14 protein-coding genes are annotated in these 10618 nt (G+C 54.9%); 7 read left to right on the top strand and 7 right to left on the bottom strand.

The window, feature by feature from the left end:
• Window positions 1-286, top strand: a 286-nt coding sequence (locus IQ273_RS01730) for a hypothetical protein (protein WP_228052220.1), incomplete at its 5' end; no start/stop codon positions are given.
• A gap of 424 nt (window positions 287-710) precedes the next feature.
• Here the strand turns inward: IQ273_RS01730 and IQ273_RS01725 are convergent.
• The 3 genes from IQ273_RS01725 to IQ273_RS01715 all read right to left on the bottom strand — a co-directional run bounded on the left by IQ273_RS01725 (window position 711) and on the right by IQ273_RS01715 (window position 2626).
• The gene (locus tag IQ273_RS01725; protein WP_194021453.1) at window positions 711-1124 is read right to left on the bottom strand and encodes a hypothetical protein; all 414 of its coding nucleotides are present in this window, start codon (window positions 1122-1124) and stop codon (window positions 711-713) included.
• A gap of 197 nt (window positions 1125-1321) precedes the next feature.
• Entirely contained in the window at window positions 1322-1546 is a 225-nt protein-coding gene (locus IQ273_RS35640; RefSeq protein ID WP_397196832.1) for a helix-turn-helix domain-containing protein, read from the bottom strand.
• A 435-nt stretch (window positions 1547-1981) separates the two neighbouring features.
• Window positions 1982-2626 (bottom strand): hypothetical protein, encoded by a 645-nt coding sequence (locus IQ273_RS01715; RefSeq protein ID WP_228052219.1) that lies wholly within the window; start codon window positions 2624-2626, stop codon window positions 1982-1984.
• Window positions 2627-2709: 83 nt separating this feature from the next.
• Between IQ273_RS01715 and IQ273_RS01710 the strand changes: the two genes are divergently transcribed.
• The 6 genes from IQ273_RS01710 (at window position 2710) to IQ273_RS01685 (ending at window position 7543) form a co-directional block, all read left to right on the top strand.
• A complete protein-coding gene (locus IQ273_RS01710) occupies window positions 2710-3081 on the top strand; it encodes a hypothetical protein (protein WP_194021450.1) in 372 nt (123 codons plus the stop codon).
• Window positions 3082-3349: 268 nt separating this feature from the next.
• The gene (locus tag IQ273_RS01705) at window positions 3350-3748 is read left to right on the top strand and encodes a LexA family transcriptional regulator (RefSeq protein WP_228052218.1); all 399 of its coding nucleotides are present in this window, start codon (window positions 3350-3352) and stop codon (window positions 3746-3748) included.
• Between the two features lie 419 nt (window positions 3749-4167).
• Window positions 4168-4332: a hypothetical protein gene (locus IQ273_RS01700; RefSeq protein WP_194021448.1), complete on the top strand. Its 165-nt coding sequence runs from the start codon at window positions 4168-4170 to the stop codon at window positions 4330-4332.
• Entirely contained in the window at window positions 4329-4895 is a 567-nt protein-coding gene (locus IQ273_RS01695) for a Uma2 family endonuclease (protein WP_194021447.1), read from the top strand. Before IQ273_RS01700 ends, IQ273_RS01695 begins: the two co-directional genes overlap by 4 nt.
• A 206-nt stretch (window positions 4896-5101) precedes the next feature.
• Window positions 5102-5422: a hypothetical protein gene (locus IQ273_RS01690; protein ID WP_194021446.1), complete on the top strand. Its 321-nt coding sequence runs from the start codon at window positions 5102-5104 to the stop codon at window positions 5420-5422.
• A gap of 204 nt (window positions 5423-5626) precedes the next feature.
• Complete coding sequence (locus IQ273_RS01685; protein WP_194021445.1) at window positions 5627-7543, top strand: protelomerase family protein; 1917 nt, start codon at window positions 5627-5629, stop codon at window positions 7541-7543.
• 20 nt (window positions 7544-7563) lie between these two features.
• Here the strand turns inward: IQ273_RS01685 and IQ273_RS01680 are convergent, their stop codons facing one another.
• The 4 genes from IQ273_RS01680 to IQ273_RS01665 form a co-directional block, all read right to left on the bottom strand.
• Window positions 7564-7953, bottom strand: coding sequence for an AbrB family transcriptional regulator (locus tag IQ273_RS01680; protein ID WP_194021444.1), 390 nt, complete (start codon window positions 7951-7953; stop codon window positions 7564-7566).
• Window positions 7954-8105: 152 nt separating this feature from the next.
• A complete protein-coding gene (locus IQ273_RS01675; RefSeq protein ID WP_194021443.1) occupies window positions 8106-8771 on the bottom strand; it encodes a hypothetical protein in 666 nt (221 codons plus the stop codon).
• Window positions 8772-9560 carry a hypothetical protein gene (locus tag IQ273_RS01670; protein ID WP_194021442.1) on the bottom strand — a complete coding sequence of 263 codons (789 nt, stop codon included), beginning with the start codon at window positions 9558-9560 and terminating at the stop codon, window positions 8772-8774. It lies immediately after the preceding gene.
• 32 nt (window positions 9561-9592) lie between these two features.
• Complete coding sequence (locus IQ273_RS01665) at window positions 9593-10084, bottom strand: hypothetical protein (protein ID WP_194021441.1); 492 nt, start codon at window positions 10082-10084, stop codon at window positions 9593-9595.
• Window positions 10085-10618: the final 534 nt, after the last annotated feature.

Here is a 10618-nt window from a genome sequence, read left to right as displayed (position 1 = left end):
CCCCTGGGGCAACCCTCCCCTAGGGGCCTGCGCGATCGCAACGTCCTCGACCTATTTCCCATCCAAAAGCACCATGAGCAACACCACGTTTGAAGCGAATGACCACCAATACTTCGCTCTGAAGCAGGCCAAGGACTTCTTCGGGCAGCGCTGGAAATCAAAACTGCGAACCTGTTGGGAAACCGGGAGGTATCCTAGCTCTCTGAGCCAGTACAAGGCTGAGCTTCAGCAGGTGCGCAACCAAGCAGGGGCCAACTGGCTGACCCGGTTCAGATTCGAGGGCTAGGCAGACGCCTCGCCAATGCTCTCCTCGTCTGGCGATCGCAGCGCATGGGAAACAAGCCATGCGCTGCGTTGGCCCCTTGGGCCGGTCTTTGACCATCGCGCCGTTGATAACGGAAACACGTTCATGGCCATCTTCAAAGGCCTCATGAAATAAGGCTTTTGGAAACGTGTGGCCATTTATCGTGGCACGCAACAAATGCCAAAAAACTCTAGCCTGCAACTGCTACAACTTTATATCTCTATTCTTTATACCCTTTTCACGGGTTGGGGCATAGCCAGTCGGGTGCTTCTCGGTGAGTATGGAGGGCGGGCGATCAAGGGGGGCCGATGAGGCACGGCTTTAAAAGAAGAGGGGGCGATCGCCCATTCAGGCCTCCTCATCTATTCTCTGGTGCGCGCGTTGGGGTAGCTAAGGGCGATCGCCTTCACGCTAGTACTGCCTGTTTCGACTTCCAGTTTTCATAAGCCGCCGCATCGCCGCCAAAGGAGTCTACAGACACTTGGCCCAATTGGTTTTGAGACCAAAGATTTTCTTCATCAGGAATAGGCGCATATTCACAGGAGCAGATGACAACCGAGTCAAAGGGTTCACACCCTGTATTCCCCACGTACTCATCTATGGCTACAACCCGCCACGGCCCAGGCCGTGATGAACTCGCTTGCAGATGACCATTTCCGCAATGCTCAGACAGGCGATCGCCCGGTTCAGGGCTGGGGCCATCTGAATAGTCAAGGTGCTGAGCCAGAATGTCGCTGAATGACCCGCTGGGGAAATGAGGCTCTACCTTTGCCCGACTCAGCTCGGCACAAGACGCCCTAAAAATCACCATCCTACTCATCTGCTTTCCCTCCATAACAAGGAAACTGACAACTCCCTCTGAATGTGCATCTTACCGGAAGCACATCCCTAGCCTGTCGGTCTCGCCACACATCCTCAAGTTTCCATCCGTACTTCTTCGCGATCGCGTTGCAACATGACTCATCAGTGACCCAGTGGGTCGTTAAGTCTCCTAGTCGGCGCTGCTCATCTGGCGGCTCAGTCATCGTCCCCATCCTCCACCATCACCCAGAGATCCCCAGGCCCCCAGCCGAACGCCTTATAGAGCCGCTCGCATAGGCTACGATCCATCCGTTGCAAGGTGTTCTTATACAGCTGATTGATCGTGGTAGGACTAACCCCTGACTTCCTGGCCACCTCAGCCTGGTTTAGCGGGGGGGCATGCTGGGCCATCAAAACCGCCAGATTACTCTTCACTCTCATCACTGGAACACAATACAGCTAATCTAGTATAATTTTCCAGATATCTGATATCTTCTTACAGGTATCCGCCAATATTCCTGATGGATATCTATAATACTTAGCCATACCCAAGGGAAAAGGCAACCCCGAGGCAAGTGGGGCAGGGCCGCCGAACCGGGCATGACACCCCCCCGTCTGAGAAACGCTGGCAGGGGCTACAAACCGATTCTGAAGGAAAGGAGGGGTCACTTGGCTGACCCAGTTTAGCGTCAAGAAGGCAGAAGACTCTCTACCGCTCTTCTCGACCGCCTTGCGCGCCGCATGAAACTACCTCAAGGCTATCCAAAACAATGCAATGCGATCGCGCCTCTGATATGCGACTGCTACAGTTTTGCATCCCTATTCTTTATACCCTTTTCACGGGTTGGGCCAAGGCCAGTCGGGGGCTTCTTCCCATCACTCCCCTTCCTCAGGCTCTCCAGGCAACTGCCTTCTCACCGCCAAGGTCGCGCACCTGTTGCCGATTTGCTCAACCTCCATCCTGAGCAAATCGGGTTCTGCATAGGCCTCACTCAGGGCAGCTAGGTCTGCCTCTGCTCGCTCTAACCGCTGGGCTATCAGGGCATTGCGATCGCCCTCAGAGCGCTCCACACCAAAAACAGCATCAAAGCGGCGTTTTAGAGTTTCGGTCATTAGGGCATAGCACAGCGCGATCGCCTGCTGGTTGCCCTTAGATGCCTCCCAAAGCCAGTAGGCACTGACCACATCAAGGGGCCGTGCATTGAATCGGGCCTGGCCCCTAACTTGATCGGCTGGATCAACCTCAATAGTGTCCGGCGTATAACCCTCACCCCGTAAGGCTTTGATGCCCTTTGACTCTAAAAAGCGTCCGGCGTTCCGCTGTTGCTTGCCGACACACTCAGCCGCTTGGGTTTGGCTCATCCGGTAGCTGCCATCGGGCATCTGAAACCCCGCAATCGCAACCGGGCCAATCGCAGCAGCCTGGGGACTGTTGCTGGAGCACTTCCCCCTGTGGGCCTCATCCGTCCGCCCTATGGTGCCGGTGCTGGCCGGTGAAGGAACAACCTCAGGGCTATCCAAAGCAAAGCACTGCGATCGCTCCTTATACTCCAAGGTCGATTGCGTGTTCTATGGTGAACAAACCAGCTTTGAGGACACTCGCTATGGCGACTAACGAAACCTGGATCATCTACAGAGCAGACGGGTTGAGTGCCCCTGGATGGGAGGAGCGCAAACTGCTGCCCGCTGGAGGGCTCACCTCTATCCTGGCGGAGGAGCATGATTACTCCGACTCAATGCCCACCGTTGGTGAGCGGGTGCGAGAGTACGCCAACCTGGCCGACCCCGGCAACGGTGTCACCCACGGCAAGGATGGGGACTGGGTCGTGGCTGAGGTGCAGCAGTTCAACAGCCCTGACACCGACACCAGGATTGTCGTCTGTGTGTGCAGCTACCAGCCCATTGAGGCCCAATGGCAGGAGTTGCGACGCGGTGCTCCTATTACGGCTGAGTCCCTCGCTGCGGTGGCCACCTAGCGCGATCGCACCCTTACTCTCACATCCCCCTACAGAACCCCCATGGACACCGCTGGCCCATGGGGGTTCTGTGTCGATACCCCTGATTAGCCCTATGGACACCCGTGCAACGTCAGCCGCCACTGCCCGGAGGCTTTTTTATTCTCGACAAGCATTTTAGTTCATCTGTACTATACTGCTCTAACGAGTTCCACTCCGAGGTTCAAATCCTTAGCACACGCGGCTTTTACAGGTGCTCTACCGCTGTTGCGCTGAAGGACGTTTTCCATTGTTTATCGTCACTGTCCCCGCTGGGTTCCCCTCCCCAGCGGAAGACTATGCTGAGGGGCCTCTCGACCTAAACCGCTATCTCATCCACCATCCTGCCGCGACCTTCTTCGTGCGGGTCAAGGGCGACTCGATGATCGGGGCGGGTATCTTCTGTGGTGATCTGCTGATTGTGGATCGGGCGCTGATGCCTAACCACGGCAACGTGGTCATTGCTGTGGTCAATGGCGACCTGACGGTGAAGCGTTTTCATCAAGAGTCCGGGCAGATCCTGCTGATGCCTGAGAATCCAGACTATGCCCCTATCGTGATTGACTGCGATACTGACTGGCCCATCTGGGGCGTGGTCACCCAGCCCTGTCAAGGTGGCCAAGCTATTCCCGAAACGCCTATAGGTTAAGGGATTTGGCCACAACTACCAGGGAGTGAACTCCTTGGCTCACAGCGAAAGTCTGCTTTAGCAGACTGGGGCAGCCAGCCCAAAATCCTCTTAAGAGGATTTCGGCTTTGAACCTTGGACTTTTAGTCCTAGGCCCAGCGGTAAATCCAGGGGATCGGCCCCTGAATCAGCCCCACCTTGACAGGGCTGGGCGTGGTCACCCTACGGCCTAGCCCTCAGGCACCGCAGCCGATCAGCCACGGGCTCATCCTGGGCACCGCTATCCAACTCGCCTACGGTTGGTGGCCTGCGCTCCTCCTGGGCTGGGCTACCTAGGTGCGTGGGAGGCAGTGGCCGCGTTCACGAAGTGTCCCCAGAGGGGAATCGCACGGGTGCCCTAGCCGCTGACCTGGGCCACCTGGCGCTAGATATCTAAATCAATGCAACGCAACTTTGGGCCAGGTGGCGATCGCGCTCCTGTCGCGACCTGGCCCCCTCGGTGGCCCCGCCTCAAATCGGCAGCGCTTTGCCGTTTTGAGGCGGCTCTAGCGGCGGTGGAGCTAACAACGACTAGCATGGAGGTAGCACGAGGTGGTGAGCCATGACAGTTGCTGTTGACAAGCCCCAAACCTTTACGCATTCCAGTCTCACCTGGGAGCAATTTAAGGCGCTGCAAGCGGCCTTTGCCGACTCTCCAGGGGTGCGTGTGTCTTACTACCAGGGAGAGGTAGAGCTATTGTCTGTATCCCCAGAGCACGGCATTATCGCGGGCAATTTGGGCTTCTTGCTAGAGCTATGGCTGCTAGAGCAGGGTATCGACTTCATTGCCACCGAGGATATGACTGTGGAGCAGGAAGGCATTGTCAGTGCCCAGGGTGATAAATCATATTGCTTTGGCGATCGCACTGAACGCCCTGATCTTTCTATTGAGGTAGTTATCAAAGGTGAGGGGCAAACCAAGCTGAAACGGTATGCAGCCCTGGGGGTTCCTGAGGTGTGGTTCTGGCAAAACGGCCAGATTGTTGTCTACCAGCTTGTGGGACACACTTATCAACTCGCTGATGCTAGCCAGTTTGCAGCGGGCATAAACTTGAAGACCCTGGCAGACTGCGCCGCCATAGAGAGCCGTACCCAGGCGTTGCAAGAATTCAGGAGAGGGGGGAATTGACATCTCGACGGAGAATCATGCTGCGTTGGCGCTCTTTTTGGGACGGCCCCTGCTGGTGCTGGTCGCCTGGCCCAGGGGCAGGGGTCAAGGACACCACTGACTAGACCCGGTAGCAGGCCGTGGCAGAACGGTGCGGCTCCCTCCCCTGTGGGCCTCCCCCTGCCCTTAATATGGTGCGTCGGCGGCAGGAGTTGTTGTCGATGCCGATGCCAACCCCTTGTGCTGACCTGGCTCTGATTCGGCAGCTGCTCGGCATCGCCGAGGTCAGGACGGTTCTAGAGCTGCGCGGGGTGGCCTGCTTGCCCCTGGAGCTATGCCCTCAACCCCGAAAGAGCTGTTGTGTCTCTCGCGGCTTTGGGCGGCCTGTCGCGTCTCTCGCTGAGCTGAAGCAGGCGATCGCTTCCTACGGGGCCACAGCTGCGGCTAAGCTCAGGCGCGATCGACAGGTGGCTCAGACCATGCAGGTGTTCATCACGACTAACCGCTTTCACCCCCAGGAACCGCAGTATGACAATTCAGAGCAGTAAAAAGCCCCCGGCACAGACCAGGGACTGAGGTGAAATTCCATGGGGCTATTCTACCCATCACCCATGCCCCTAACCTCCTCCAGTCCGGGCTACGCCTAACTCAACTAGCAAAAAACTCCAGGTTGACCGATATAGATTTATTGACTGCTATAATTAAGCCTTGTAGATGATGCCGCTCACTAACGTACCGTTCCGACAACAGCTATGGCCTCTCTATCCCAAACCTTCGACACCACCCGTGCCGAAATCGTCGCCGCGATGGAGGCGCGCATCGATAAGGGCGATCGCACGAAGTTGACCAAGAAAGAACTGGAGGAGTTGATCGCTATCCTCGTGGCCAAGCTGGTGGAGATGAATGCCCTTGGCACTGACACGAAGGCGGCAATCGATCACCTCTGTGCGGCGGAACAGGAGCTTTTGGAGAGGACCTATCCCCGCAGCAGTATCAATTCGGTCTATTTCCCTCGCTATACGAAAGCGATTAAGGCCGCGATTGAGGCGGGGCGTATTACCCTCAATGGCAAAAACTCGTACCCTCGGCGGTGGGCGAAGCGCAATCCGCTGCCAGGGGAGCCCAGCAGCGGTTCTGAGGCGCGACACTATGCCTTAGACGGGTTCACCTACCCGATTGAGGTGCAGGCCCAGCTCAGAGCCGCTACCACCCAAAATGCCAATGCTCGACAGGACGATCGTCAACCCGTCGACCTCGATGCCTATATGGGCAAAGTTAATGTCCTGTTGGCCTCGAATGACCCGATCGACTTGATCATTGCGATCGCTGCCGTCACCGGACGACGACACACGGAGGTCGTTAGCCTCGGGCAGCTCCAACCTCATGTGGGCGAGATGGCTCAGCTGATTCCCCAGGGGCATCCTTACTTACTGCGCTTTACCGGGCAGCAGAAGGCCGCTAAGGCGGCCTATGACTTGCTAACGCTGGTGCCTGCCCAGGATGTTTTGCTGGCGATTGAAAAACTCAGGGCCACCGCTGACATTCATGACCTGGATGGGGTCGCCTCGGAGGATCCCAGGATGGAGGCGCTCAATGCTCGCGTGAATCGGCGGGTGGTCAAGGTGCTCGGTGAGGTGCTGCCGACGCCTCAAGGGTTTACCAATATTTCGATCCATCGCTGCCGGGCGGTCTATGTGCCGATCTCACTCCATTTCTTTTGCCCGGCCAATATGGCGGAGCAACGCCTGGCTCAGCATCTCCTCGGCCACGTCCTGCTCGATGATACGACCACCGGCAATGCGTCGGTGACGGGGCATTACTACCAGTATTATCTCACTCGAAATGGGAAGCCGCTCACGGCTCGCGGGGTGAAGCTGGCCGCGAGTGGCCCGATTCCCTTGCCGCCTGATGAGCTGGATGCACCGGTTGAACAATCCTCGATAGAAACCCAAGGAGCGCTGATTGTGGCTGATTCTCTTCCTGCAAAAACAACGTCTAGTCCGCAGGTGAATGGGGCTGGGGAGGGTGACCCGGTGTGGGCGACAATTTCATCTCAGGCGGCAACAATTTCAACTCAGGCTCAAACCATCTCGGCGCAGGCGGCGACGATTGACCGGCTGGCTCGCTCTGGCGGCGGGAATGGCGATGACTCGGAATTCAAGGCGTTGAAGGTTGAACATGCGCGGCTATTGGCAATGCTGGATGAGTTGAGGGCGATCGCTGATGACCCTAATCAGCTTCAAGCCGCTCAGCGCTTCTTTGCTTTCAACTTTGACCTTGAGGGGGAGGGCAATGGGGCTGAGCCAGCGGTGGGGGCACCGGCTGCGTCTAGACCAGCTCGGGCTGAGGAGGAGGACAATGGCCACGACAAGGCCCAAGGCACTAAGCCCTATCAACGTGGGGTGAGGCTGCTTGAGATCGCTCAACTATGGGCTCAGGAACATCCTGATGCGACGGTTAAGTTCTCCGGGGCCTTACTTAAGGCGGTGGGCGTTCATGCCGCCGCCATTAAAGCCATTACCTCTGATCTTGAGGATGACATTGAGGCCTTCAATAAGTCCCTCGGGGATGATTCCCTCAAAACCCACAACAAGGGGAGAACCGAGCCCTTCCTCAAATTCGCAGCCGAAAAACTCCAAAATGAAGGTCTCTATCAACCCCGTAGCTAAACCACAGCTTCGCTATCAAATCAGGTGTCATCCTCATTGCCGTCATCATCCAGTTTAACTAAGTGAATGTGCTTATAGCCCAGCTTAATTTTGAACACGTCGCCCGTCTTCAGCCCCATCTCTTGGGTATAGGCTGCGCCAATCACAATCTGGCCATTCTTGTGCACCGTTAGGGTGTAGGACGCTTCTCGGCCCCGACCATCTGAACCCTTCTGGGGTTCAAGCTGAATGCCTTTAGCGGACAACAGGGCATCGTAAAACTCAGATAGGTTCACACGGGTCTGACCATCTTTGCTGACGGTGTAATACCCGCATTCCTTAGCGAGTTCCCGCTTGCTCCGGCCATCATTCTCTTTGACCTTGGCTAGAAGATCTTTGCCAACCAACACGTCTTTCTCTTTTACTGCCATATCTTAGAACGCCCAAAAAATATAGGTCAAAATCCTAAACAATCCACAGGAAATGATTCCAGAGGCTTTTAAAATTTCTTACCTACTTTATCTAATAACTTGAATAAAAAGTCAGAGGTTCTCATCCTCTATAGCTCAGATGGCGCGTTGCTCTAATCATCCTCGACGATCCCCAGCCAAATTTCGATGCGCTCCAGTCGGCGATCTACCGTTCCGCCACTAGCGCGGACGTCGGTAAGGGCTGTCTGAAACCCGCTGCCTCGAAAAATCAGGTACTGAAGCACTCCCATCACTGCTGCACCCAGCAATAACCATACTACCGCCGCTCTCCATTGCCCGAGTTCAGTCCAGATCGACGTTCCGCTTCCGCTTCTTTGGCTGGCGCTGCGCTGAATCAAACGACGCAGCGCCTGCAATTCCGCCTTGACCTCGGTTGCGCTCTGCGGATCGTTGTTCAGCTGGTGCACCTGGCTCCCGAGTTTCTCCATCTCCACTATCAAGCTGGGCAGTGATGTGGCTAAGGTCGTGAATGGCCCTTCCGCCCGCTTCAACATCACTTCTGATGACACCAAGTATTGACTGAACCTGACCAAGTGTTCGCCGAGTGTCCTGTAGCCGCTGCTCACCTCGGATGTCTCTTGGGTGCGCACCTCCAGCAGCCGCGATAGGCTCTGCGTGATCTCCTGCCATTGATCCAAACTCACACGAATGTGGGCAACGTCCTGCTGGTGAACTCGCTCTAGGGCTTCCATCCGCAGCAGCAGTTCATGCAGAACGGTTTCAATACTGGCGATATCCTCAACGCTGTGCTGCCCCATTTACGCCGCCTCAACCATAGGGGTTGGTAGACCAAGCAATGGCCCTGCAGACTCGATCTGAGCCCGACTACGCCGAACAAACGACCGTGCCAACAGCTTGTCACCTAAGGGCAGGCTGTCAAGGGATGTGAAGGGGGTGTAGCTGGCTTGGATGGCCTTGAAGGTGGTATCGGCTAGTCGAGGCAACTCAATTTCTACCCCGCCATACTTCTTGACTCGCTTTCGTTCTTTCGACTCCTCCCATAACGAAAATGAGTCTTTCACGCCTTCAGTGGCAAAATACTGGTTCTTAACCACCACCCAGCGAACCGTGTCACCGCAAAAGTCGAGCATTCGGCTCATTGACTCTATCGGCGCGTAGCTGGCGCTGATCACGCTGATGAGCGTCACGCCATACCCCATCTCGCCACAGGCCGGAATCAGGTCGAAGACATCAATTTGCTCCCGCAATCGGGTGCTTGAGGCGGCGGGCATGTCCAAAATCACCACGTCTGCGGGGCAGCGATGGGCTAAGGCTGGCAGACGACTGGCCACGGATGGATCCACTTCCCCTGACAGCAGCGTTACCAGTTTTTTGCCGCCATCTAGCGACAGGCAATCCACGGTCGGCACTGCAAAGCGTTCTGGATCCGCGTGGAATGATGAAAACTCTGGGTTCTCCTGGTCGGAGTCGATACCCACTACTTTTGCCTCAGCTTGATCTAAGGTCGCATAAAGCAACCGGGCAAACAGGGTTTTACCCGTTCCACCCTTCGCACCATTGATAATATTGACCGTTCTATTTGACATGGAATAAGCCCTCTAAACAGCAGGTTAACTCTCTACAAGTGAACAGGCGGTATGAAGCCAGGTCGCCGTGGCACCTGAAATCCTCCTTCTTCAGCCGCCGCTTTTTTTCTGCCTTTACGGGGAACAGCAACAGTGTCTTTTGGTATGTCAGCAGCAGCCTCTAGCTTAATCGCTTCAGCTTCAACTACATCAACAGATTCAACTACAGGCAGTGGCTTGGCTACACTTGGCTTTCTCTTACTCCTCTTCCTTTTCTTACCACTAGTGGCAGCCTTGATTGCGTAGTAGTAACGTTCCAGGGTAGATGGACTAATAGAAATCTTTTGACCTGTGACAGCCTCAAACGAATTTACTACTTGAGTGGTAACAACCTTCCAGTCACTCTTATTCCTCCTAAGTAGTGCAATCGAATTAAAACACGTATCAACAACCTCATAGGCTGTCATAGCACTACTCAAGTCTTGCTGCGAATTGGCAAGAATATGTTCATTGATTTTTTCCTTGAGTGGCTCGTCTACAGCCATAAGAACACCTTTGGTTACTTAAAAGTCATTGGGCAAATGTTTACACTGTTTATCAGTGGGGCTTTCATCCTCTATTTAGTATCCTACCAGCAAGTCTTCCGGTTACTAGTGGACTTCTATTCAGTGTCTTTCCTGCAAGCTTTTCATCATCTATTCAGTGTTTCTCAGTAGGGTTTTCATCATCTATTGAATGTCTCTCCGGCAAGCTTTCCGGTTATTGGTGGCATCCTATTCAGTACCTCTCGGTAGACTTTCAGTTATTGGTGGCCTGCTATTCAGTGTCATCCAGCAAAGATTTCATCATGTATTCAGTATCTCCTCAGCAAGATTTTCAATTATTGATGGACATCTATTCAGTGTCTCTCAGTAGAGTTTTCCGGTTTTGGTGGCCTTTTACTCAGTATCATCCAGCAAAGGTTTCATCATCTATTCGGTGCCTCTCGGTAGACTTTCCAGCTATTGGTGGCTTTCTATTCAGTGTCATCCAGCAAAGGCTTCATCATCTACTCGGTGTCTCCTCGGCAAGATTTTCAA

Source organism: Nodosilinea sp. LEGE 07298 (assembly GCF_015207265.1).
In the GTDB taxonomy this organism is placed as follows: domain Bacteria; phylum Cyanobacteriota; class Cyanobacteriia; order Phormidesmidales; family Phormidesmidaceae; genus Nodosilinea.
The sequence above is the reverse complement of the archived record's forward strand: the minus strand, read 5'-3'. Positions and strand labels throughout refer to the sequence as shown.

What these genes read in the sequence shown, in the direction of transcription:
- IQ273_RS35640 (WP_397196832.1), bottom strand. Translation starts at nt 1,546, where the DNA reads ATGAGAGTGAAGAGTAATCTGGCGGTTTTGATGGCCCAGCATGCCCCC.
- IQ273_RS01700 (WP_194021448.1), top strand. Translation starts at nt 4,168, where the DNA reads ATGCAACGCAACTTTGGGCCAGGTGGCGATCGCGCTCCTGTCGCGACC.
- IQ273_RS01665 (WP_194021441.1), bottom strand. Translation starts at nt 10,084, where the DNA reads ATGGCTGTAGACGAGCCACTCAAGGAAAAAATCAATGAACATATTCTT.
- IQ273_RS01675 (WP_194021443.1), bottom strand. Translation starts at nt 8,771, where the DNA reads ATGGGGCAGCACAGCGTTGAGGATATCGCCAGTATTGAAACCGTTCTG.
- IQ273_RS01680 (WP_194021444.1), bottom strand. Translation starts at nt 7,953, where the DNA reads ATGGCAGTAAAAGAGAAAGACGTGTTGGTTGGCAAAGATCTTCTAGCC.
- IQ273_RS01690 (WP_194021446.1), top strand. Translation starts at nt 5,102, where the DNA reads ATGCCAACCCCTTGTGCTGACCTGGCTCTGATTCGGCAGCTGCTCGGC.
- IQ273_RS01710 (WP_194021450.1), top strand. Translation starts at nt 2,710, where the DNA reads ATGGCGACTAACGAAACCTGGATCATCTACAGAGCAGACGGGTTGAGT.
- IQ273_RS01695 (WP_194021447.1), top strand. Translation starts at nt 4,329, where the DNA reads ATGACAGTTGCTGTTGACAAGCCCCAAACCTTTACGCATTCCAGTCTC.
- IQ273_RS01725 (WP_194021453.1), bottom strand. Translation starts at nt 1,124, where the DNA reads ATGAGTAGGATGGTGATTTTTAGGGCGTCTTGTGCCGAGCTGAGTCGG.
- IQ273_RS01685 (WP_194021445.1), top strand. Translation starts at nt 5,627, where the DNA reads ATGGCCTCTCTATCCCAAACCTTCGACACCACCCGTGCCGAAATCGTC.
- IQ273_RS01670 (WP_194021442.1), bottom strand. Translation starts at nt 9,560, where the DNA reads ATGTCAAATAGAACGGTCAATATTATCAATGGTGCGAAGGGTGGAACG.